Source organism: uncultured Draconibacterium sp. (assembly GCF_913063105.1).
Classification (GTDB): domain Bacteria; phylum Bacteroidota; class Bacteroidia; order Bacteroidales; family Prolixibacteraceae; genus Draconibacterium.
Map to the genome: position 1 here is coordinate 33,744 of NZ_CAJXYQ010000015.1, position 24,237 is coordinate 57,980.

The 24,237-nt window shown below is 43.0% G+C and carries 15 protein-coding genes; 4 read left to right on the forward strand and 11 right to left on the reverse strand.

What is annotated here, in order from left to right; translation table 11 throughout:
• Positions 1-10: 10 nt before the first annotated feature.
• The 11 genes from nifJ to QZ574_RS14170 form a co-directional block, all read right to left on the reverse strand.
• The gene (gene nifJ, locus QZ574_RS14120; RefSeq protein ID WP_297090608.1) at positions 11-3,568 is read right to left on the reverse strand and encodes a pyruvate:ferredoxin (flavodoxin) oxidoreductase; all 3,558 of its coding nucleotides are present in this window, start codon (positions 3,566-3,568) and stop codon (positions 11-13) included.
• Between the two features lie 82 nt (positions 3,569-3,650).
• Positions 3,651-4,832 (reverse strand): AAA family ATPase, encoded by a 1,182-nt coding sequence (locus QZ574_RS14125; protein WP_297090610.1) that lies wholly within the window; start codon positions 4,830-4,832, stop codon positions 3,651-3,653.
• Positions 4,833-4,977: 145 nt separating this feature from the next.
• Entirely contained in the window at positions 4,978-5,550 is a 573-nt protein-coding gene (gene rsxA, locus QZ574_RS14130; protein WP_297090612.1) for an electron transport complex subunit RsxA, read from the reverse strand.
• An 11-nt stretch (positions 5,551-5,561) separates the two neighbouring features.
• Complete coding sequence (locus QZ574_RS14135) at positions 5,562-6,146, reverse strand: electron transport complex subunit E (protein WP_297090613.1); 585 nt, start codon at positions 6,144-6,146, stop codon at positions 5,562-5,564.
• Between the two features lie 6 nt (positions 6,147-6,152).
• Positions 6,153-6,752 (reverse strand): RnfABCDGE type electron transport complex subunit G, encoded by a 600-nt coding sequence (locus tag QZ574_RS14140; protein ID WP_297090615.1) that lies wholly within the window; start codon positions 6,750-6,752, stop codon positions 6,153-6,155.
• Positions 6,739-7,719, reverse strand: a complete 981-nt coding sequence (locus QZ574_RS14145) for an RnfABCDGE type electron transport complex subunit D (protein WP_297090617.1) — start codon at positions 7,717-7,719, stop codon at positions 6,739-6,741. The genes QZ574_RS14140 and QZ574_RS14145 overlap by 14 nt, the downstream gene beginning before the upstream one ends.
• A 76-nt stretch (positions 7,720-7,795) precedes the next feature.
• A complete protein-coding gene (gene rsxC / locus QZ574_RS14150) occupies positions 7,796-9,127 on the reverse strand; it encodes an electron transport complex subunit RsxC (protein ID WP_297090619.1) in 1,332 nt (443 codons plus the stop codon).
• Between the two features lie 6 nt (positions 9,128-9,133).
• Positions 9,134-10,000 carry a Fe-S cluster domain-containing protein gene (locus tag QZ574_RS14155; RefSeq protein WP_297090621.1) on the reverse strand — a complete coding sequence of 289 codons (867 nt, stop codon included), beginning with the start codon at positions 9,998-10,000 and terminating at the stop codon, positions 9,134-9,136.
• Between the two features lie 4 nt (positions 10,001-10,004).
• Complete coding sequence (locus tag QZ574_RS14160) at positions 10,005-10,382, reverse strand: SoxR reducing system RseC family protein (RefSeq protein WP_297090623.1); 378 nt, start codon at positions 10,380-10,382, stop codon at positions 10,005-10,007.
• A 324-nt stretch (positions 10,383-10,706) separates the two neighbouring features.
• Positions 10,707-12,599, reverse strand: coding sequence for a monovalent cation:proton antiporter-2 (CPA2) family protein (locus QZ574_RS14165; protein ID WP_297090625.1), 1,893 nt, complete (start codon positions 12,597-12,599; stop codon positions 10,707-10,709).
• Positions 12,592-13,188 (reverse strand): NAD(P)H-dependent oxidoreductase, encoded by a 597-nt coding sequence (locus tag QZ574_RS14170; RefSeq protein WP_297090628.1) that lies wholly within the window; start codon positions 13,186-13,188, stop codon positions 12,592-12,594. The genes QZ574_RS14165 and QZ574_RS14170 overlap by 8 nt, the downstream gene beginning before the upstream one ends.
• A gap of 125 nt (positions 13,189-13,313) precedes the next feature.
• Here QZ574_RS14170 and QZ574_RS14175 point away from each other — a divergent pair, with 125 nt between their 5' ends.
• From QZ574_RS14175 to QZ574_RS14190, 4 genes are all read left to right on the forward strand, one after another.
• Positions 13,314-18,836 carry an Ig-like domain-containing alpha-2-macroglobulin family protein gene (locus QZ574_RS14175; RefSeq protein ID WP_297090631.1) on the forward strand — a complete coding sequence of 1,841 codons (5,523 nt, stop codon included), beginning with the start codon at positions 13,314-13,316 and terminating at the stop codon, positions 18,834-18,836.
• A gap of 71 nt (positions 18,837-18,907) precedes the next feature.
• Positions 18,908-21,274, forward strand: coding sequence for a penicillin-binding protein 1C (gene pbpC / locus QZ574_RS14180; protein ID WP_297090633.1), 2,367 nt, complete (start codon positions 18,908-18,910; stop codon positions 21,272-21,274).
• Between the two features lie 94 nt (positions 21,275-21,368).
• On the forward strand, positions 21,369-22,595 hold the full coding sequence (locus QZ574_RS14185; RefSeq protein WP_297090635.1) for a bifunctional 3,4-dihydroxy-2-butanone-4-phosphate synthase/GTP cyclohydrolase II: 1,227 nt from the start codon (positions 21,369-21,371) through the stop codon (positions 22,593-22,595).
• Positions 22,596-22,681: 86 nt separating this feature from the next.
• Positions 22,682-24,223 (forward strand): arylsulfatase, encoded by a 1,542-nt coding sequence (locus QZ574_RS14190; RefSeq protein ID WP_297090637.1) that lies wholly within the window; start codon positions 22,682-22,684, stop codon positions 24,221-24,223.
• Positions 24,224-24,237 lie beyond the last annotated feature (14 nt).

Sequence of the window (24,237 nt, forward strand, 5' to 3'; positions counted from 1 at the left end):
AGTCGTGTTCTTATTCTTCGCCTTCAGGTTTTGAATAATCCATAGCTGCCATACGTGTGTATGATGCGTAACGCCATTTTGCGTTATCTTCAGCAGCCGAGAATAATTCATCAGCTTCAGCAGGGAACGATTTCTTCAGTGAAGTATAACGAACCTCGCCGTTCAGGAAGTCCTGGAATTTGCTCCAATCCGGTGCTTTAGAATCCAACTGGAATGGGTTTTTACCTTCGTCTTCCAATAGCGGATTGTAGCGGAACAATTGCCAGTATCCTGCTTCTACTGCTTTTTTCTCCTCTTCCTGGGTACGTCCCATGCTGGCACGTAACCCGTGGTTAATACATGGAGAGTAAGCAATAATTAATGATGGACCTGGGTAGGCTTCTGCTTCTTTTAATGCTTTGAAATATTGCGATTGGTTGGCGCCCATTGCAACCTGTGCAACGTAAACATAACCGTAGCTCATCATCATGGCACCAAGGTCTTTTTTACGTACCTTTTTACCCGATGCAGCAAATTTAGCTACTGCACCAACAGGTGTTGCTTTACTCGATTGTCCACCAGTGTTTGAATAAACTTCGGTATCCATTACCAATACGTTTACATCTTCGCCGCTGGCCATTACGTGGTCTAAACCACCGTAACCAATGTCGTAAGCCCAACCGTCTCCACCAAATACCCAAATTGACTTTTTAATCAGGTATTGCTTCAGTTTTTTAAGTTCAGTGGCATATTCGCTGTCGCTACCTTCAATTACGTCAAGTACTTTTTTCGATGCTACTACCGAACCATCAGCATTGTCTTTTTTCTCCAGCCATTCGCCAAATACTTCTTTTTCAGCATCAGAAGCACCGTTTGAAAGGGCAGCAGTCATGATGTCGGCAATGCGGTTACGCTGTGCACTTACACCTTCCGAAAAACCAAAACCATATTCGGCATTGTCTTCAAATAACGAGTTTGCCCATGCCGGACCGTGACCCGATTCTTTGTGTTTACAGTAAGGAGTAGATGGAGCCGAACCACCGTAGATTGAAGAACAACCTGTTGCGTTGGCAATCATCATACGCTCGCCGTAAAGCTGCGTAATTAATTTTACGTATGGAGTTTCACCACAACCGGCACAAGCTCCCGAGAACTCGAATAATGGTTGAGCGAATTGTGAGTTTTTAACTGATTTTGTTTTGTCAACAACAGTTTCTTTAACGGTAACTTTCTCGTCCATATAGTTCCAACGCTCAACTTCAGCTTGTTGCGATCCAAGTGGTTTCATTACAAGCGATTTTACTTTTGAAGGACAAACGTCGGCACAGTTTCCACAACCGGTACAGTCAAGAGGCGATACCTGAATACGGAAATTCAATCCACCAAATACTTTTGAAGGAGTAGCTGTTTTGGTTTCTGTTCCTTCCGGAGCAGCTTCAACTTCCTCTTCTGTCATCAGGAACGGACGAATAGCCGCATGAGGACAAACATAAGCACACTGGTTACACTGAATACAGTTATCAGCTTGCCATTCAGGAACATTTACAGCAATACCACGTTTTTCAAAAGCAGCTGTTCCAAGTGGGAACTGACCATCTTCCGAGCCAACAAAAGTTGAAACAGGTAGGTCGTCACCTTTTTGTGCGTTAATTACGTCAACAACTTTAGCAATGTATTCCGGACGTTTTGATTCGTCGTTTTCTTCAGCAACCACAATGTTTGTCCATTCTGCTGGCACTTCAACTTTTACTACGTTTTTACCACCGGCATCAACCGCTGCATAGTTCATGTTTACAATGTGTTCACCTTTGTTACCATACGATTTAACAATTGCTGCTTTCATCTTTTCAACAGCCATCTCGTAAGGAATTACTTCGGTAATTTTAAAGAATGCCGATTGCATGATGGTGTTGGTACGTGTTCCCAAACCAATCTCTTCACCCAGTTTAGTACCGTTAATGATGTAGAAATTGATTTCGTTATCAGCCAAATACTTCTTCATGGCATCAGGCAATTGCTTTTTGGTTTCTTCTTCGTCCCAAATCGAGTTCAGCAAGAAAGAACCACCTTTTTTCAATCCTTTAAGAACATCGTAAAGGTTGAAGTATGCAGGTACGTGGCAAGCAACAAAGTCGGGAGTTGTTACCAGGTAAGTCGAACGAATAGGAGCATCGCCAAAACGCAGGTGCGAACAAGTGAAACCGCCTGATTTTTTCGAGTCGTACTGGAAATAACCCTGACATGATTTGTCGGTTGAGTCACCAATAATTTTAATTGAGTTTTTATTTGCACCAACAGTACCGTCAGAACCCAAACCATAAAATTTAGCCTGGTATGTTCCTTTTGGAGTCATGTCGATTTCTTCTTTCATCGGTAGCGATGTAAAAGTTACATCATCAACAATACCTACAGTAAACTGGTTTTTAGGCTCGTTCATTTCCAGGTTTTCGTAAACGGAAACAATTTGAGCCGGAGTAGTATCTTTTGAACCTAAACCAAAACGGCCACCAACAATAAGAGGGGCATTTTCTTGTCCGTAGAAGTGCGAGCGGATATCAAGGTATAATGGCTCACCAGCAGCTCCAGGTTCTTTAGCGCGGTCGAGAACAGCAATACGTTTTACTGATTCGGGTAATGCCTCAACAAAGTGTTTTGCCGAGAACGGACGGAACAGGTGTACCGAAATTAAACCAACTTTTTTACCCTGAGCGTTTAAGTAATCAATCGTTTCTTTAATGGTTTCAGTAACAGAACCCATTGCAATGATTACGTTTTCAGCATCTTGTGCACCGTAGTATGTAAACGGGCGGTATTTTCTACCGGTTAATTCGCTGATTTGATCCATGTAATCGGCAACGATATCAGGAACTGCATCGTAAAATTTATTAGCCGATTCTTTTGCCTGGAAGAAAATATCAGGGTTTTGTGCCGTACCGCGGGTAACCGGGTTTTCAGGGTTAAGCGCACGGTTACGGAATTCCTGAAGAGCTTCCTGGTCTAACATCGGAACAATATCTTCCATTTCAATAGCTTCAATTTTTTGCACTTCGTGCGAAGTACGGAATCCATCGAAGAAAGCAAGGAAAGGAACACGCGATTTAATGGTTGCCAAATGGGCTACACCAGCTAAATCCATTTCTTCCTGTACCGATCCGGCTGCCAACATTGCAAAACCTGTTTGGCGTGCAGCATAAACATCGCTGTGGTCGCCAAAAATTGATAATGCATGACCTGCAAGTGCACGTGCACTTACGTGGAATACTGTTGGTAGCAACTCACCAGCAATTTTGTACATATTCGGAATCATTAACAACAAGCCCTGCGATGCAGTGTAAGTTGATGTTAATGCTCCTGATTGTAATGCTCCGTGAACAGCTCCTGCTGCACCGGCTTCACTTTGCATTTCGGCCAGGCGTACCGGGCGTCCAAACATATTCTTCTTTCCAAAAGCTGCCCATTCATCAACATACTCAGCCATTGTTGACGACGGAGTAATTGGATAAATACAGGCGACTTCGCTAAACATGTAACTCATATACGCTGCTGCGTAGTTACCGTCACATGTAACCATTTTTTTTTGTTTTGCCATCTTGATTCGTCTTTAATTTATTTTAGTTTACAATTGATATTCGTAACTGTTTCAAATTCTTTTATATTTTATTCCCGATTCTTTAATACAGGAATCCAAAAAGCCATAACGGGATTTTGTTGCCTTCGCCAATTTCAATTACATCTGAAGCCGCATAAATTCCTTTTTGAGGTTCGAGTTTTCGGCCACCAACATTAAACTTGTATTTCCCGTTAATGCAAAAGTCGGCTACCGGCGATTTCGACAGTTTGCAAACGTAACCAACCTGGTTGTAAAAAAATGTTTGCCTAACGGTTATTTTATCGTTGTTATTTGGGGCAATTGCGTTAAGCAAGTTGGTATTTTGCATGTATACCTTATCCGGCTTTTTCATCTGGTCATCGTCGCTACCTCCATTTTCGTACAGGAGGTTAATAAGTTTGGCGTTTTTCAGGTATTTTAGGTAGTTCATTATGGTTGCACGCGATGTTTCAACCGATGTAGCCAGTTTACTTACATTTGGTGTAAATGGTGTTTCAGAAGCAATTATGTGCAACAGTTTTCGAAGTTTGGGCAGGTATTTAAATTCAATCTGGTTGGTATAAGGTACATCAATTTCAAGTGCCAGGTTAATGTTTTTCAGAAGCTTGTCGATGTAAAAATTAGGGGCATCCATATAGTAAGGGAAATACCCGTGTTTTAAATAATCGTCGAAAAAGGCCAGCGGCTTTATTTCTGCAACAATTTCTTTGGCAATTTTTATGTGGTCTTTCAGAAGCTCTTCAAAAGTATATGTCCTGAATCTTTTTCCTGTTTGATGATTCAGGTATTCGCGAAATGACAATCCTTCGAGGTGGTAAATGCTTGCAATTCCTTCCAGGTCGGGGTTGCCTTCGGTAACACGTAAAACCGGCGAGGATGTAAATACGATTTTCAGCTCAGGAATCTCGTCCATACATTTGCGTAAATCTGCCGACCAGTCAGGGTATTTTTGTATCTGATCGAGAATAAGAATTTTACCTCCACGTTTGGCAAACTCATCAGCAAAAGAGCTGATTTTACGCTTTGTGAAATAGAAATTATTTAAGTTAAGGTATAAAACCTCGTTGCTTTCGGGATGGTGCTTTTTTATGTAATCGAGCAAAAAAGTCGTTTTTCCAACACTTCTGAATCCTTTTATACAAATTAGCCGTTGATTCCAGTCGATACTGTTCATCAGCTCTCGTTGGATGGTCTCTTCCGATCCCTGAAGTAAAGATTTATGTATCTGTTGAAAAAAATCCAATGTTTACAGTTTTAAATTTTTGAGATAGTTTGTTTTGCTATCTGCACATAGCAAATTTAACAAATAAATGTAAGCTATATGTGTTTGTTTTAACCACTTCAACAAAAATGATAAATCATTAATGTTGGGTTAATCTTTTACTAACTTACACTAATCCAGAGAATCCCATAAATGCCATTGCCAATATTCCTGCTGCAATTAAAGCTATGGGTGTTCCTTTTAAACCTTTCGGAACATCCTGTAAATCGAGGTGTTCGCGAATACCTGCAAACAGGATCAGCGCCAGGCCAAAACCAATGGCATGCGAGGTCGAAAAGATTACTCCCTCAAGCAGGTTAAACTCGTTTTGTACGGTAAGGATAGCAACACCCAGAATGGCACAGTTAGTAGTAATAAGAGGCAAAAATATTCCCAGGGCCTGGTACAGCGGGGGACTTACTTTTTTCAGAATAATTTCAACCATTTGCACCAGCGATGCAATAATCAGGATAAACGCGATGGTTTGTAAAAATCCCAACCCGAATTTTTCGAGCACATAATGCTGAATCAGATAGGTTACAATGGTGGCCAAAATCATTACAAAGGCTACGGCACCGGTCATTCCAATCCCGGTTGATACTTTTTTGGAAACCCCCAAAAACGGGCAGATTCCCAAAAACTGCATTAAAACAATGTTGTTTACAAGTATGGCGCCTATTACAATTACCAGATAATTCATTTTACGTCCTCCTAATTTTTCTTAATCTTGTTTAATGCTGCAATCAGGTATCCCAAAACAATAAATGCTCCGGGCGATAGTACAAATACGAGTGTTACGTAGTTTTCGGGGTAAATGGTAATATTGAAAATTTTACCGCTTCCCAATATTTCGCGAATTCCGCCAAGCGTTACCAGCGCAAATGTAAATCCAAGTCCCATTCCCAGCCCATCGATTACTGATGATACCAGGTTGTTTTTTGAGGCAAATGCTTCGGCACGGCCCAAAACCAGGCAGTTTACCACAATAAGCGGAATAAACAAACCAAGGCTTTTAAACAGCGAAGGCAGGTAGGCTTGCATGGTTAGCTGAACAATGGTTACAAAAGTGGCGATAATTACAATAAATGCCGGAATACGAACCTTGTCGGGAATGGCACTCTTTACCATCGAAACCACCATGTTCGACATCAGCAAAACAAAGGTTGTTGCCAGTCCCATACCCAATCCGTTTATGGCTGAAGAGGTTACCCCAAGTGTGGGGCACATTCCCAGTAGTAAAACAAAAACCGGGTTCTCTTTTATAAATCCCTTCGAGAAATTTTTTAATTGACTCATTGCCTCTTACTTTTCGTTGTTTTTATAAGAATCATACGCCAGCGTTAGCGCTTCCAAAAATGCGCGAGATGTTATGGTTGATGCAGTAATGGCATCAATTTCGCCACCGTCTTTTGAAACGGTAAAGTTGGTGCTCCCCGGGTTTTTACCAATTACGTATTGTTTTGGTTTTTCGGGATTGTTAAACCAAACATCCATTTTAGAACCAAGTCCGGGAGTTTCGGCGTGTTCCAATACCGAGTAGCCCGAGAAATTTCCATCCTTATCAATACCGGCCATAATGGAAATAAATCCGCTGAAGCCGCTTTTTGTATATGTTTTTATTGCTGTACCTACCAGTTCGCCATTTTTATATGCTGGAAAAAACTCCAGGGCATCGGCTCCTTCGGCCGGTGTAATTGTTTTTGTTTCTCCAAGCTCGTCAAATTCGGGCAATACATTCTTTATTGCTTCGGTTTGTGCTTTTAGTTTGGCTGCTTCAATAGGGCCTTTTGTAAAATCGTAAACAAAACCTAATGCTGCTGCTGCTATTCCGGTTACCAAAACCAGGGTAGTCACCATATTTATAAAACTCGATTCTCGTTTTGCCATTTTAGTTTCCTCCAAATCGTTTAGGTTTTACATACATATTAATTAATGGCACAAACGCATTCATTATCAGAATTGCAAATGAAATTCCTTCGGGGTAGGCTCCAAACATTCGAATGGCAATGGTAATCAGTCCGATACCAAAGCCGTAAATTAGCTGTCCTTTACCTGTCATTGGTGAGCTAACCATATCGGTAGCCATAAATACAGCCCCAAGCATTAAACCGCCGGTAAATAAATGGATAAACGGATTAACATAGAGCTCCGGATCAATTACCCAGAAAATTCCGGATACAAGTACAACCGTAAGCAAAATGGAAACGGGAGTTTGCCAGGTTATTACCTTTTTCCAAAGCATATATAAACCGCCAATTACCAGCAGCAAGGCTGATACTTCGCCAAGCGAACCGCTGTTAAACCCGATGGCCATTTCCGAGAGTTTTGGTAATCCTTCGAGCTGAGCAACAGGAATGCCGTTTTTAATGCCCTCTTTTATTAAACCTAGCGGGGTAGCTGCCGAAACGGCATCAACACCATCCATCATTCGGGTGCTTGGCCACGAGGTCATTTGCACCGGAAAAGAGATGAGCAAAAATACCCTTCCTACCAATGCGGGGTTAAAAATGTTGGCTCCCAGGCCTCCAAAAGAAAGTTTACCAATGCCCATTGCGGCAATGGCGCCAATCACAATTATCCACCACGGAATGTTTGCCGGAACGTTAAAAGCCAGCAGAATACCGGTTATTAAAGCCGAGCCATCTGTAATACTTGGTTTTACCTTCATCACATATTTCTGAATGAGGTATTCGATGCCCACACAGGAGATGGTGGAAATTAATCCCACACGAATGGCATCAAAACCAAACAGATAAATACCCCAGGCCATGGCCGGAATCATCGCATAAACAACCCGAAGCATAATTTTTTGGGTTGAATCGTTCGAGTGAACGTGCGGTGATGGTGAAACTGTTAATAATTTACTCATTATTCAGTTGTTTGTTTTATTCTTTTCTATTGATGTCATCCGCAATATGGTGCAAGATGACAATCGGTTGTTTGTTTTATTTTTTACGCGAGCGCATTATGGCGCCAACTTTTCCTTTCCCAAAACGAATATAGTCGAGCAGCGGACGGTTCGAGGGGCAGGTGTAGCTGCACGATCCACACTCGATACAATCCATTATCCGTTCGCTTTCGGCCCGATCGAAAATTTGTTTCTCTCCCAATGTCATCAGCAGGTAGGGTTCAAGTCCCATTGGGCAAACCGAAGTACAGCGCGAGCAGCGTATGCAGGGCTGAATTTCTTCCCGTTTACTTTCTTCGGCAGGCATTAAAAGCAGGCCCGAGGTTCCTTTTGTTACCGGAACATCTAACGAAGCAATGGCACGTCCCATCATTGGTCCGCCACTAATAATTTTTCCGGTATTTTCCGGAAGTCCGCCTGCTGCTTCGATCAGCTCTGAGGTGGCTGTGCCAATACGAACCATAAAATTCGATGGTTTTTCAACACCTTTACCCGTAACAGTTACCACGCGTTCAAACAACGGTTTGTTTTTCTGAATAGCTTCGTAAACGGCAAAAGCGGTTCCCACATTGCTTACCACAGCGCCAACGGCAATAGGTAGACCACCCGATGGAACTTCTTTTCCGGTAACCGCATTAATCAGCTGTTTTTCGCCACCTTGAGGGTATTGTACCTTTAGCGCCTGAATGCCAATGCCTTTATAGTTTTTGCATTTTTCGCCCAGTAATTTTATGGCATCGGGTTTATTGTTTTCAATACCGATAACTGCTTTTTCAACATTCATAGCTTTCATCAGCAGTTGTATACCCACCAAAATTTCGTCGGCTTTTTCAAGCATCAGGCGATGGTCTGAAGTAAGGTAGGGTTCGCACTCCACACCATTAATTAAAAGCACTTCAGCTTTCATGCCTTTTGGTGGCACCAGCTTTACATGGGTTGGGAAAGTTGCTCCTCCAAGGCCAACGATACCGGCTTCCTGGATTTTTTTTACGATTTCCGGCCCATCAAGCGAAATTTCTTTTACCAGGTCTTCCGAGCGGTCAATTTCATCCAACCATTCGTCTCCATCAACAGCAATAAAAATACCCTGTTTAGGATAGCCCGAACTATCGGCTGAAAAATCAACTTTGGTTACTTTTCCTGATACTGATGAGTGGATATTGGTAGAAACAAAACTACTGCTTTGTGCAATTACCTGTCCTACTTTAACGGTGTCGCCTTTTTTTACCACAGGTGCCGAAGGTGCGCCAATGTGTTGGGCAACAGGTATAAAAACGGTTTTCGGAAGCGGCAGTGCTTCAATCGTTTTATCGCTCGATAATTTATTTTCGGGAGGATGTACCCCGCCAATTTTGAACGTTTTTAACATCCCTGATTATTTTACTGGTTCAGTTTCTTTTTTTACTTCCGGTTTCACTTTCCGTGGAGGAAAGTTTTCCTCTATGATTGCTCCTGTCGGACAAACTGCAACGCATTTTCTACACAGTTTACATTTGTCGGAGTCTATATAGGCCAGGTTGTTTTCAATGGTAATGGCATCAAACGGGCACTCTTTCAAACACTTGCTGCAACCAATACAGGCAACGCTACAAGCTTTTCGGGCCACACCGCCTTTGTCCTGGTTGCGGCAGGATACCACCACTTTTCGGTTTTTCGGCATTTTTTTGCGTAACTCAATCAGCGATTTGGGGCAGGCATCAACGCAGGCTCCGCAGGCCACACATTTGTCATCAATTATTTCCGGGATGCCGGTTTCAGGATGCATCACAATGGCATCAAAATCGCAGGCATCAAAACAGTCGCCAAAGCCCAGGCAACCATACTGGCAATTGGTTTCGCCACTGTATACCGACGAGGCTATGGCACAAGTAGTAGCCCCATCGAAGCTACTGGTTTTGGGCCGGTTGTTGCAGGTGCCGTTACAACGGATATAGGCCACCCGTGGGTCTTTTTTTACGGCTTCTAAACCAAGTATAGAAGCCACTTCATTCATGGTGTCGTTGCCGCCAACCGGGCAGTTCAGGTCGCCCAGGTCGCTGGCTTTTACGCAGGCCTCGGCAAAGGCCCGGCAGCCGGCATAACCGCAGCCGCCACAATTGGCTCCCGGAAGCGCTTCATCTACTTCGTCAATCCGGGGATCTTCATGAACTTTGAATTTCTGTGCCACAAAGTACAGGATTACTGCAGCTGCAGCACCAATTACTGCTAATGTGACAATGGTATATACAACGGTGATACTCATTTTATTAAGCGTTTTCTTCGAGTTCGAATTTCAGTACTTTTTTTAATAAATGACGAAAAAAATATAATGTTATATAGTATGGAATCAGTATGATTAATGACAGGATTCCGGCTTTTAGTTCATCCCCGGTTATTTCAAGGGCTACTATTAATGTACCCAGAACAACAAAAAACGGGATGACGTAACCCCATATCAATGCGGTAAATCCTTTTGATTGTTTAAAAAGAATGGTTACTTCGTCGCCAACCTTATAATTAAGCTTGTATTCTGTTACCTCAATCTCTTTGTCCTGGTAATCAGAAACAGTGCATGCTCCTTTGGCATGGCACGTTGAGCAGGCTGATTGACTCACAATGTTTACAATCAAAGATGTGGGCCTCACCTCTTTAACAAAACCCGTATGTTGAACTGTAGAATCCGTAACTGTAACTTTTTGCTATTTGCAGATTGCAAATCTATATATTAATTTGAATCTGTATGTGTCAAAAAATCAGTTTTTGTGAAAAGTGGTCAATTTAGAAATAGTCTAATTTAGTTTGTCGAACGTTTCAATTTTTGGTTCGAAAGGGCTATTTTTTTTTAACACGAAGACGCGAAGGCACAACGTTTTTATTTTATGTCATGGCTAATGTTCAGCAAAGGCTAGGATTAAAAATTAGGGACCTTGATGTTTTCTAAATCCATAAAATTCTGAATTATCGTCTCGCTATGATTGCTTTTTAGCTTCATCTTTCAACGAATCCACATCCCATGCACAATCAGAGTCATGAATTGAATAGTTTTTTTCAGCCTGTAAGGTTTCTTTTACCTGTTCTTCAAATCGGCGGGTTTCCTGAATGAATTTGCCCTGGTCTTCCAGCCAGTGGCGATACAGCTCTTCGGTAACCTGGTCTTCGTGGTGTTTAAATGTTCGGGTGGCCCGGTAGGCTTCGTATTTCGAAAAGCCCAATTCCACCAGTGCCGTGTTGCTGAGTTCGGCAGCCGAATGAAATGTTTCGCGTTGCACTTTGCTGATATTCAAATTCAGGTATTCAAATACATGAAAGATATCTCTTGCGCGTGCCAGTATTTTAACATGCGGGTATTTTTTTCTGACGGTTTCGGCTACTTTTAATGCATTTTCGTGTTCGGCCATACTTAATATTAGCAAACGGGCTTTTTCAATGCCGGCTTTTTCGAGCATAGTGGGGCGGGTTATATCGCCAAAATACAATTTGAAACCATATTTGCGAAGTGTTTCAACATTGGATGGGTTATTGTCGAGAATAGTAACCTTAAATCCGTTGGCTAATAAAATTCGGCCTACGGTAAGTCCGAAACGGCCAAAACCTGCCAGTATAACCGGGTTTTCCTCTTCTTCAATTTCATCGTATTCCAGTTTGTTGTGCCAGCGCGCCAGAATAGGGCTTACAGCTTTGTCGTTAAAAATAAGCAGTAATGGCGACACGGCCATCGACAGGGTGACTACCAATAATAACATTCCCGAGGTTTCGTCGTCGAAAAGTTTGTTTTGTTTCGAAAATGAGATGAGCACAAAGGCAAATTCGCTGGCCTGGGCCAACAGAAAAGCAAAAAGGAATTCGAACCCTTTTTTCAGGCGGAACATACGGCCTAAAATCAGCAATACCACAAACTTTACAAAAATAAGCAGTAAAACAAAAAGAACGATTATCCAAGGATCTTCAATGAGCAAATTGAAGTTTATGCTTGCTCCAACGGAGATAAAAAACAAGCCAAGCAGTAAACCTTTAAAGGGGTCGATGGTTGTTTCCAGTTCGTGGCGGTATTCGCTGTCGGCCAATACCACACCGGCAATAAAAGTACCCAATGCCGGCGACAGGCCAATGGCATCCATGCCCAGTGCTATGCCAATAACCATAAGCAGGGCAAGGGCAACAAAAACTTCGTGCAGGCCGGTTTCTGCCACCAGTCGAAAAATATGACGGGCAGCAAAACGTCCGATAATTACCATTGCGGTTATAGCTCCAATTATAATGAGCAGTTGCAACCACCCCGGCATCTGAGCCACTTCTCCAATATTATTCAGTGCCGTATCAGAAAGATCGGCAGGTGCACCAAGGGTAGCAATTATAGGTATTAAGGCCAGTATGGGAATAACAGCCATATCCTGAAAAAGAAGCACCGAGAAAGCTGAACGGCCCGCGATATTACGCATTAATCCTTTTTCGCTTAAGGTTTGTAAAACAATTGCCGTTGACGAGAGGGCCAGAATAAGGCCAATGGCCATGGCCCGGTTGAGTTGAAAGTTAAGCAGGAGGGCAATGGCGGTAATTAAACCGGCGGTAATTAGTACCTGCAGGCCTCCGAGACCGAATATCGATCGTCGCATTTTCCATAACAGCCTGGGCTCCAGTTCAAGACCGATGATGAAAAGCATCAATACCACTCCAAATTCAGCAAAGTGCATTACCTCGTCGGCCTCGTTTCCTACCAGTCTTAACACAAAAGGGCCAATAATGATACCGGCAAGCAGGTAGCCTAAAACAGAACCTAACCCCAGTTTTTTAGCAATGGGGACAGAAACAACGGCTGCTCCTAGGTAAATTAAGGCGTTTAAAAAGAATTCATGATTATGCATCTTGCTTTATAATTTCGTTGATGTATTCAATATTTTCAAAAATAGCAGGATTTATTTTACTATCGCGTAACAAAAGAATAAGCGAACGATAGTTGGCTGCACAGGTTTTCAGTTGGTCTTGTGCCAGGGTGTGCGATCCGTGCACAACAAAAGGCGGCAGATACTGCATTCGACATAAATTTACCGATTGATGAAAAGGGGCTAAAAACTCGTTTATGGTATAATGGTTTTTGCCTTCAGTGCAGTAAACCTCTTTTCTACCACCGGTGGAAATACTTGATAAGGCCCATTTGCCCTCCAATGCGCGTCCCTGAGTGCCGTAGGCAAAACCGTGCTGAAGTACCAGATCCATCCATTCTTTAACCAATGCCGGAGCACTGTACCAGTAAAACGGATGTTGCCAGATGATAATGTCATGTTCAGCCAAAAGTTCTTGTTCAACAGGAATATCAATAAAAAAATCAGGATACTTTTCGTACAAATTATTAATGGTAACCCCATCCAAATCTTTAATGGCATTAATCAGTGTTTTATTAATGCGCGATTTATGGTAGGCGGGGTGGGCAAAAAGTATCATTATTTTTTTCATCTGCTTCTGTTATTTAGTGTTCAAACCGGTGAATAAAATTATGAAACATAATTTGATTATGGCACGATCATGGGTACTAATTTCTTACTTTTAACGTCATATATAAAATCATAAAAACACAGACAGTGAAAAAGTTTATTTTCCCCATATTTTTTCTGCTTGTTTTTACAGTTTCCTGTAAAAAAAATGAAAAAAAGATCAGTGGTACAGATGCGACTTTTACGCATTATGTGCAGGCTTTTACCAGTGGAGTAGTATCAACCCGAACAACCATAAGTATTTACCTTGCGCAACCACTTCAAGAGGTTAGTATTCCGGAAGACTTGTTTCGTTTTAGTCCGAAGGTACAGGGGAAGACAGTTCGGGTTAGCGACCGGATTATAGAGTTCAGACCCAACGAGCCTTTGCTGCCGGGAATGACTTATGAAGTCACTTTTGCCTTGGGAAAACTTTTAACACTTGACAAGCAACTTCAGGTTATGCCCTTTAGCTTTTCAACGGTTGAGCAGAGTTTTTCTGTTACGGTTGATGGATTGTCAAATTACGATGATGTTGGCACGAACCTGATGCAGCTAAAAGCCTGTGTTTTAACTGCCGATATTGCGGATGCAGCACCCGTTGAGGCTTTGGTAAGCGCAAGTTGCGAGGGTGATGAGTTACCAATAAACTGGATTCATGATGCCGACGGACGTAAACATTTTTTTACTATCGATAGCATTGTGCGGAAAGCTGATGAACCGGCAGAACTTTTGGTGCACTGGGACGGTAAAGCCCTTGGGGTAGACCTTTCCGGGCAAAAAAAACTGGAAGTTCCGGCATTGAGCGACTTTAAGGTTTTAGATGCTTCCGTTGTGCAACAACCGGAGCAATGTGTTGAAATTCGTTTTTCAGATCCCTTGTTAAAAGGCCAGGATTTGGAAGGACTAATTGAACTGGAAAATAACCCGGAAATAAAACTGGAGCTGGATGGAAACCTGTTAAAAGCCTGGACCGGTAAAAGGGCATCGGGAGAATTAAGCTTAAGTGTACATGCCGGTATAAAAAGCAGTAACTACGCCCGATTAACTACGCCGACTAATTTTTTGCTGCAATTTACCAATGCCGAACCACAGGTGCGCCTGCTGGGAAAAGGCGTTATTGTTCCACGAAACGAATCAATGGTGTTTCCGTTTGAAGCCATCAGTTTAAATGCGGTTGATGTTCGCGTAATTCAGGTCTATAAAAATAATGTGCACCAGTTTTTTCAAAATAACCGCATTGATGGACAGAATAACCTGAAACAGGTTGGCAGGATGGTTTACCAGGGAAAGGTTGATCTTCACTCTGCTGAACCCATAAACTACAGCAAATGGAATACCTTTAAAATTGACCTCACGAAGTTGCTGACTGTTGAACAGGGAGCCATTTACCGCGTAGAACTGCGTTTCAGAAAAGAATATTCGCTTTGCAGCTGTTCCGACGAAAATCCCGATGGAACGCTTTCAGAAATTGCTTTGAACGAAAACGAGGCCTACAAAACAGAATGGGATTCGCCGGGTTGGTATGGCGGTTATTATTATCCGAGTGGCTACGATTGGCGCGAACGCGATAATCCATGTCATGTGTCGTACTACAACTCCGGCCGTTTTGTGAGCAGAAACATTATGGTATCGCAATTAGGTATAGTGGCCAAAGAAGGTAAAAACCAACACCTGAAATTTGCAGTCTCCAACATATTGTCCACCGAACCGCTTGGCGATGTTGAATTAAAATTATTCAATTTTCAGCAGCAAATTATTGAAACGATTAAAACCGATGCGCGTGGTTTTGCTGAGGTAGATTTGAGTAAAAAACCATTTTTACTGGTGGCTCAAAAAGGGGAGCAGTTTGGTTACCTCCGGCTTGATGACGGTACTGCTTTATCGGTGAGTAACTTTAACGTTTCGGGGCAGGTAATAACCGGCGGAATGAAAGGTTTTATTTATGGCGAGCGCGATGTTTGGCGCCCCGGAGACACCTTGTTTTTGAATTTTATTTTAGAGACAAAAGCAGTTCAATCCGAAAATCATCCGGTAATATTTAGTCTTTATAATCCAAAAGACCAACAGGTTAACAGGCGGGTAGTTACCAGTAATGAAAATGGTTTTTATAGCTTAACAACTACAACCACAAGCGATGCGCCAACCGGAAACTGGCGTGCTGAAGTGCAGGTGGGTAACAGCAGATTCTCAAAAAGGATAAAAATTGAAAGTATAAAACCCAACCGGTTGAAAATTGAACTGGATTTGCCCGACGATAAAACTCTGGAGGTAAAAGATACGAAGTTGCCAATGGCTGCCACCTGGTTACACGGTAGCCCGGCCAATGCTTTAAAAGCCAAAGTGGAAGTTGTGTTGGCGAAAACAAAAACGGAATTTGAAAATTTCAAACAATATAGTTTTAACGACCCCGCCACACGTTTTTCGAAGCAAGAGCAAATTATTTTTGACGGCAAACTTGATGAAAGTGGTGAGGCTATCATCCCCTTTAATTTAGAGGGACTGGAGGACGCCCCCGGAATGTTGAACGCCTGGTTTACTTCGCGGGTATTTGAAAATGGCGGTGATTTTAGCACTGCTCTTACAAGCGCCAAATATTCACCTTTTAAATCGTATGTTGGGGTGCGCATGCACGAATCGGAAGATAACTGGTACAAAACCGATACCGATTATCTGCCTGAAATTGTAACCGTTGATGGAAAAGGGAACCCGGTTTCGGGCGCCGATCTGGAGGTTCGGTTATACAAAATTAACTGGCGTTGGTGGTGGGAATCAGGTTCCGAAAATTTAGCGCATTATGTGTCGGGCAGTTATTATCAGCCGGTTAAAAGCTGGAATATTAATAATGCAGCGCACGCATCAAAAATTAAGCTTAATGTAAAATACAATAACTGGCAAGACAATGGCCGGTATTTTTTGTGGGTAAAAAATACCAGCTCAGGACATGCAGCCGGCACTACCTTCTACATGTCGGAATGGGGAGGATGGCGCTCGGAAGGAATGGAGCAGGGCGCTACCATGTTGAATATAAGTACCGATAAAGACCGATACAAGGTTGGCGAAAAAATCGAAGTCAGTATTCCGTCATCAAAAGCAGGAAAAGCCTTGGTTAGCCTTGAAAACGGCACTGGAGTATTGGATATGTTTTGGGTAGAAACCACTGATAAACAAACCCGTTTTACCCTTACCGCCAATAAAAATATGGCGCCTAATTTTTATGTGAATATAAGCCTTTTGCAGCCCTACGGTAACAACGAAAACGATGCGCCACTGCGTCTTTACGGTATTATCCCGATTGGTGTCGACGATGATGAAACTATTCTTCGTCCGCAAATAAAAACGGCATCAGAAATTGAGCCGGAAACGGAATTTACAGTTGAAATAACAGAAGAACACGGAAAACAAATGACCTATACGCTGGCCATTGTTGACGAGGGTTTGCTGGGGCTTACCAACTTTAAAACACCAAATCCGCATTACTCTTTTTATCAGCGCGAAGCACTTGGCGTAAAAACCTGGGATATTTACGATTACGTGGCAGGTGCTTACGGTGCTCGGCTGGAAAAAGCTTTTGCCGTTGGCGGCGATGACAGTATGGTAGATACTGAGAAAAAGGAAGCCAATCGGTTTAAACCGGTGGTGCAAACTGCAGGCCCGTTTACTCTTGCCGCCGGCAAAAAACAAAAACACCGGTTTGCAATGCCAAATTATGTGGGAGCAGTTCGCATTATGGTTGTTGCCGGAAATAAGGGAGCATACGGTGCGAATGAATTATCGGTGCCTGTGCGAAAAGGTCTGATGTTGCTGGCTACAGCTCCGCGGAAGTTGGCGCCTAACGAGGAGTTTGAGTTGCCGGTAGAAGTTTTTGCAATGAAAGATGTGGTGAAAAATGTTAGCATTTCGCTTTCAACAAACAATTTATTTGAACTGGTTGGAGCCGGAACGAATGAGTTGTATTTTCAGAAACCGGGTGAAAAAATGAGCTTTTTTAAACTAAAAGTAAAAGACAATATTGGAATTGGGAAGATTGTAGTTGAAGCCAAATCAGGAGGAGAAGAGGCCCGTTATGAAATTGAAATAGACGTTCGGAATCCCAACCTGCCTGTGCTTGTTCAGCAGTCAAAATTGATTAACGGTGGCGAAACCTGGCAAACGAGCATTCAGTGTCCGGGAACCGCAGGCACAAACGAAAACTGGGTTGAGGTATCGGGTTTTCCCCCGCTTAATCTTGCCAAACACCTCGATTACCTGATTCAGTATCCGCATGGTTGTGCCGAGCAGGTAACTTCTACTGTGTTTCCGCAGCTGTTTTTGGCAGACATAACCGAACTTAGCGCTGCCCAAAAATTAGAAACGGAAAATAATGTACGCCTGGCTCTTGAGAAACTTCAGGCCTACCAGTTGGCAAGCGGTGGTTTTAGTTACTGGCCGGGATCGGAATACGTGAATAATTGGGTTGGCATTTACGTGGGGCACTTTTTGTTAATGGCAGAAAGAACCGGCTATAAACTACCACATGGCATGAAAGACCGCTGGTTGCGATTTCAACGTGCAGAAGCACGCAACTGGAAAGGGAATCAGTATTTTGCCAGGTATCAACAGTTACGTAATTACGATTTAACACAAGCCTACCGGCTTTACACACTGGCTTTGGCCGGTAACCCCGATATTGGAGCAATGAACCGCTTGCGCGAGAAAGACAATAAACCGGTAGAGGTGAGCTGGCGACTGGCTTCAGCTTATGTGTTAGCCGGGAAAAAGGAAGCCGCGGAACAGTTGGTTAACGGTATTGGTACAGAAGTAAAACACTATTCGGAGTTTAGTGGAACTTATGGCTCGTCGTTACGCGACAAGGCTATGTTTTTGGAGTCGCTTTTATTGCTTGACGATAAAGAGAATGCTTTTGAAATGCTTAAACATATTTCGGAAGAAATAAATGCCGAAAGCTGGTTAAGTACCCAAACTGCCGCGTGGTGCCTGATGTCGGCAGCTCGCTTTGCCGAAAAATATTATACGGCAGATAGCGATACCAAATTCGATTTGGTGGCAGCAGGTGAAAAACACCGGATACAAACAAAAGTTCCGGTTGTTACAATTCCTGTAGGGAACTCAGACTCAAGGGAGGCAGAACTTCAGTTTACGAATGAAGGTGCTGCCGCTACCTTTGTGCGGTTGATGTCAAAAGGTATACCTTCAGGAATAGATTCACTTTCTTCCGCCAGTAATTTAATGCTAAACGTTAAATACCTCGACACTGCGGGTAAGCCAATACTGCCGCAAGCAATAAAGCAAGGAACGGATTTTAAAATGGAGCTTACGGTTAAACATCCGGGCAGGCGGGTTGATTATAAAGAAATGGTTCTTGCAACGCTTATTCCATCAGGCTGGGAGATACTAAATAAACGCCTTGGTGGCATGTCTGATAAAAATGCCGGTTTTGATTACCAGGACATTCGCGACGATCGGATTTATACCTATTTTGATTTGGCTGCCAACGAAGAAAAGACCTTCGTGTTTTATTTAAATGCGGCTTACAAAGGGCAGTTTTACAAGGCACCTGTAAGTTGCGAAGCCATGTACGATAATTCGGTGCGCGCAAAACTCGGCGGGCAAATAATTGAAGTGAAGTAGATACTTGGTAATGGGTGAGTAGGACGATTGTCAATGAGCGTTCAAAAAAATAGTAATTGTGTGTTTTGGTAATGAATAAGAATTCGAATAGCAGAAAATCAGGGATAAAAAGTATTCTTCTTATTTCAGCAGTAGGCTTAGTCCTTTTTTTTATTGCCGGCGAAGTTTTTGTTCCACGACCCTTGTTTAATGCTTCTTATTCAACGGTTTTAGAAAGCGACAACGGAAATTTGCTGGGTGCCCGCATTGCAGCCGACGAACAATGGCGATTCCCTGCGGTTGACAGCGTTTCATTAAAATACAAAACGTGTTTGTTGCAATTCGAGGATCGTTACTTTTACCGCCATCCCGGTATAAATCCAATAGCTCTGGTGCGGGCCATGCTGCAAAATAGTAAAGCAGGCAAAATTGTTAGCGGCGGAAGTACCATAACCATGCAGTTGTGCCGACTTGCCCGCGGCAACAAAAAACGAAACCTAAAAAATAAAGTGGTAGAAATGTTTTGGGCCTTGCATACCGAGTTGCGGTATTCGAAAACTGAAATATTGACAATGTATGCTTCGCATGCACCTTTTGGTGGAAATGTTGTTGGGATTGATGCGGCCTCTTGGCGGTATTTCGGAAGAGAAAACCACCAGCTGTCGTGGGCCGAATCGGCAACACTGGCTGTATTACCTAATGCCCCCGCCCTGATTTACCCGGGGCGCGCTGATATTCAGTTAAAAAACAAACGAAATTACCTTTTGCAAAAACTGTTAAAATCAGAGATTATTGATAGCTTAACTTTTGATTTGGCTATTACCGAGCCATTGCCTGAAAAGGTTAATGCTTTGCCAAATTTTGCTTTTCATTTAACCGAAAAGGCAAAGCACGAAAAGGTGGGGCAACGACTAAAATCGACCATAGATTTTGAGCTGCAAAAACATACAAATGCTATAGTGGTGCGGCATCAGCAGAAACTGAAACAAAATCATATAAATAACATGGCGGTTTTGGTGGCAGAAGTGTCATCAAAAAAAGTAAAGGCCTATGTGGGGAATGTGCCAAAAAACGAAGCAGAAAACCATGCAGCACAGGTAGATGTTATTCAGGCGCCACGAAGTACAGGCAGTATTCTTAAGCCTCTTTTATATGCAAAAATGCTGGATGAAGGCTTGCTGCTGCCAACCATGCTCATTCCCGATATTCCTATTCGTTTTGGTGGTTTTACCCCCATGAATTTTGATCGCCGCTACAATGGAGCGGTGCCAGCACAGGAGGCTTTGGCCAGGTCATTAAATATTCCGGCAGTTCATATGTTGCGCGATTATGGCGTTCCGGCCTTCTATTCATTTTTAAAAAAGACAGGAATGTCAACACTTTCGCATCAGCCCGATTATTATGGATTATCGCTGATTTTAGGCGGAGCAGAAATAACACTCTGGGATTTGGCGGGAATGTATACATCGCTGGCCGGAGTGTTGCAGACCTACAACCAAAACGATGGACTATATCTGTCTGATCCATTTTCTCCTTTACGTTGGAACGAAGAAACGGAAACAGCAGAAAGAAGAGAGCTTGAGCAAGCAGAACTTAGGGCAGCTTCGGTTTATTCTACATTTGAGGCTCTGTTAAATGTTCAGCGTCCGGAATCGGAAAGCGGCTGGGAGCATTTTGCACGCCGCAAACTTATTGCCTGGAAAACAGGTACCAGCTTTGGCTTTCGCGATGCCTGGGCGGTTGGTGTAACAAGCGATTATGTTGTTGCTGTTTGGGTGGGTAATGCCGATGGTGAAGGCAGGGCAGGCTTGACCGGTGTTTCCGCCGCAGCACCGGTAATGTTCGATGTTTTTGCCACATTGCCCGATTCGGAATGGTTTGGCATACCTGCCGATGAAATGGATAGCCTTGAAGTGTGCAGCGAAAGTGGCTTCTTACCCGGCGAATTTTGCGAAAATACAAAATGGGTTCAGGTGCCTACAGGAAATAAGGCCAGACTGTGCAGCTGGCACCATAAAATACATTTAAACAGTGCAGGTACGCATCGGGTAAATTCGGCGTGTTATCCGGTTTCTGAAATGACCCATAAAAACTGGTTTGTTTTACCTCCGGCAATGGAATACTACTACAAACAGGTAAATGTGTTGTATTCCTCACTGCCGCCACTGCTGGCTGGTTGTGAAGAAAATCAGCAACAGCTTGAGTTTATTTATCCACGCGAGTGGAATCGTGTTTTTATTCCTGTTGAGCTCGATGGCACAAACGGAAAGCTTATTATTGAATTAGCCCATCGCACAAAAGATGCAGAAGTTTTCTGGTATCTTGATGAAAAATTTTGCGGAACAACAAGGAGTATTCACCAACTTGAAATAAGACCGGAACCCGGCTGGCATACGGTTCTTGTAAGCGATAATAAGGGAAATATTAGCTCCAAAAAGTTTTTTGTCGTTAACAATTAGTGTTGTTAATGTTATTTCATGCAAAGGATAAGCAAAAGTCATAAACGCGTTTAAGAAAACTTTGTAATTTTGCGGCTGATTTAAACAGGCAGATATGACAGAGATTAAACTTAACACAATTCCGGAAGCCATTGCTGCTATTCAGAAAGGCGAGATGGTAATTGTTGTTGATGATGAGGATCGTGAGAATGAAGGTGATTTAATTATAGCCTCAGAGTTGATTACCACCGAAATCGTCAATTTTATGGCATTAAAGGCCCGTGGCCTTATTTGTGTTGCATTAACAGAAGAGCGTTGTGCTGAACTGGACCTTGAGTTGATGGTTGGAAAAAATACATCTTCAAACGAAACTGCATTTACTGTTTCTGTTGATGCCATCCATCCTGAGGTGTCTACAGGAATTTCGGCCAGCGACCGCGCCATTACCATAAAAATGTTGGTTGACGAAAAAACACGACCGGAACAGCTGGGCAGACCGGGACATATTTTCCCGTTAAAAGCAATGGAACGCGGTGTTTTGCGTCGAACCGGACATACGGAGGCAGCGGTTGATTTAGCCCGCCTGGCAGGATTAAAGCCATCGGGTGTTTTGGTGGAGATAATGAACGAAGACGGAACAATGGCGCGCTTGCCAGAGTTGTACGAATTTGCTCAGGAATATAAACTTAAAATTGTTACCATAAAAGACCTTATTTCTTTTCTTTTTCAGAGCGAAAGCCTGATTGAACGGGGGGAAGAGGTTGAACTACCTACTCATTACGGAGATTTCAGGGTGGTTCCTTTCCGGCAAAAATCAAACGGAGCAGAGCATGTTGCCCTGATAAAAGGAGAATGGGAACCAAATGAACCCATTCTGGCGCGTGTTCATTCATCGTGCATGACCGGAGATATTTTCGGATCGATGCGGTGCGAGTGCGGCGATCAGTTGCACAAATCGATGGAAATGATAGAGGAGGCCGGAAAAGGAGTGATTGTTTACATGATGCAGGAAGGCCGTGGAATTGGCTTATTAAATAAAATTGCTGCCTATAAACTTCAGGACCAGGGCCTGGATACTGTTGATGCCAATCTGCACCTTGGTTTTAAAGCCGATGAACGCGATTATGGAGTAGGTGCACAAATTCTGAGTAACCTGGGGGTTACCAAAATGCGCTTGCTAACCAATAATCCGGTAAAACGGGTTGGCTTAGAGGGTTACGGTCTTGAGGTGACTGAAATTGTTTCGATGGAAATACCGCCAAACGAATACAATCAACGTTACATGAAAACCAAACGCGACCGAATGGGACATCACTTAAAAAGGTTCAATTACGACAAATAGAATCTTTTTAAAAATATTAATAAGGATTCTGTTTGTTTCGATATTTTTATGATTTATCGTTAGATTTGTTTTTTAAATCTAATCTGATGAAACATATCTTTACCATCCTGCTGCTGCTATTGCCAATGTTATTGTTGGCGGCAGAAAAAGGCAAACAACCACACATTATTTTTATAATGACCGATCAGCAGCGCGCTGATGCTTTGGGGTGTATGGGCAATAGTGCAGTAATTACGCCAAATATTGATGATATTGCCGCTGCAGGAGTAACTTTTGTAAATGCTTATTCGTCGGTGCCCAGTTGTACGCCTGCCCGTGCCGGTTTGCTTACCGGAATGGCTCCCTGGAACCACGGCATGCTGGGTTACGGCAGGGTAGCGCGCAGGTATAAATACGAAATGCCACGCATGCTTCGCCAGGCAGGTTACTATACTTTTGGTATTGGTAAAATGCATTGGTATCCGCAAAAAGCGTTGCATGGTTTTCACGGAACATTAACCGACGAGAGTGGCCGTGTTGAACAAGATGGCTATGTGAGTGATTACCGCGATTGGTTTAAACTGCAGGCGCCCGGAAAAAATCCCGACGAAACAGGAATTGGCTGGAATGAGCATCGTGCCGGAGTGTACAAACTTAACGAAAACCTGCACCCAACCTACTGGACGGGGCAAATGGCAGTTGACTTAATCAATAATTATAACCTGGATAAACCCCTTTTTCTGAAGGTTTCTTTTGCCAGGCCACACAGCCCGTACGACCCGCCGCAACGCTTTCTCAATCAATATGAAAATGTTAAAATTCGTGCGCCGTACTATGGTAGTTGGGCCAAAAAGTTTGAAAATGAAGCTGGCGGCAAAGATGCTGCATATGGCAATTTCGGGCAAGAGCATGCCATAAACAGCCGAAAACATTACTATGCAAACATTACTTTTATTGATGACATGGTTGGAAAAATAGTGGCGGCTTTAAAAAGTAAAGGAATGTACGATGATGCCATTATTTGTTTTACCTCAGACCACGGCGATATGCTTGGCGACCATAATCACTGGCGCAAAACTTACGCCTACGAGGGCTCGTCAAATATTCCCTTTGTACTAAAATGGCCCGAATCTTTACCAGGGCAGCTCAAGGGTGGCGAATACCTGAAACAAGTTGTGGAATTGCGCGATTTTTTACCCACGTTTCTTGATTTTGCCGGTGCGAGAATTCCTGAAGAAATGGATGGCATTTCAGTAAAAGCACTCATTGAAAACCCCCATTCAGAATGGCGGGAATATATTGATCTGGAACATGCAACAACTTACAGCAACGAAAACTATTGGTGTGCTTTAACAGATGGTGTATGGAAATACATCTGGTTTTTTAGAACAGGAGAGGAGCAACTATTTAACTTAGAACAAGACCCGGGAGAATTAACAAACCTGGCAGCTGTTGAAGAAGAACAAATAAAAACCTGGCAACGCAAAATGGTTGAGCACCTGGCAGAAAGAGGAGATGGTTTTGTAAAAAACAAGCAACTGGTTAAACGCGAAACCACCTTGCTTTACAGCCCCAATTTCCCAAAAGATGCACGCTCTGAGCAAGAACGCATCACAGATTGGCGCTCAGTTTACAAAGGAATTGATTAAATTTCTGCCGAAAA

Excerpts from the sequence above, each read along its gene's own strand:
- nifJ (WP_297090608.1), bottom strand. The coding sequence starts at position 3,568 with ATGGCAAAACAAAAAAAAATGGTTACATGTGACGGTAACTACGCAGCA.
- rsxA (WP_297090612.1), bottom strand. The coding sequence starts at position 5,550 with ATGAATTATCTGGTAATTGTAATAGGCGCCATACTTGTAAACAACATT.
- QZ574_RS14135 (WP_297090613.1), bottom strand. The coding sequence starts at position 6,146 with ATGAGTCAATTAAAAAATTTCTCGAAGGGATTTATAAAAGAGAACCCG.
- QZ574_RS14145 (WP_297090617.1), bottom strand. The coding sequence starts at position 7,719 with ATGAGTAAATTATTAACAGTTTCACCATCACCGCACGTTCACTCGAAC.
- rsxC (WP_297090619.1), bottom strand. The coding sequence starts at position 9,127 with ATGTTAAAAACGTTCAAAATTGGCGGGGTACATCCTCCCGAAAATAAA.
- QZ574_RS14155 (WP_297090621.1), bottom strand. The coding sequence starts at position 10,000 with ATGAGTATCACCGTTGTATATACCATTGTCACATTAGCAGTAATTGGT.
- QZ574_RS14165 (WP_297090625.1), bottom strand. The coding sequence starts at position 12,599 with ATGCATAATCATGAATTCTTTTTAAACGCCTTAATTTACCTAGGAGCA.
- QZ574_RS14170 (WP_297090628.1), bottom strand. The coding sequence starts at position 13,188 with ATGAAAAAAATAATGATACTTTTTGCCCACCCCGCCTACCATAAATCG.
- pbpC (WP_297090633.1), top strand. The coding sequence starts at position 18,908 with ATGAATAAGAATTCGAATAGCAGAAAATCAGGGATAAAAAGTATTCTT.
- QZ574_RS14185 (WP_297090635.1), top strand. The coding sequence starts at position 21,369 with ATGACAGAGATTAAACTTAACACAATTCCGGAAGCCATTGCTGCTATT.
- QZ574_RS14190 (WP_297090637.1), top strand. The coding sequence starts at position 22,682 with ATGAAACATATCTTTACCATCCTGCTGCTGCTATTGCCAATGTTATTG.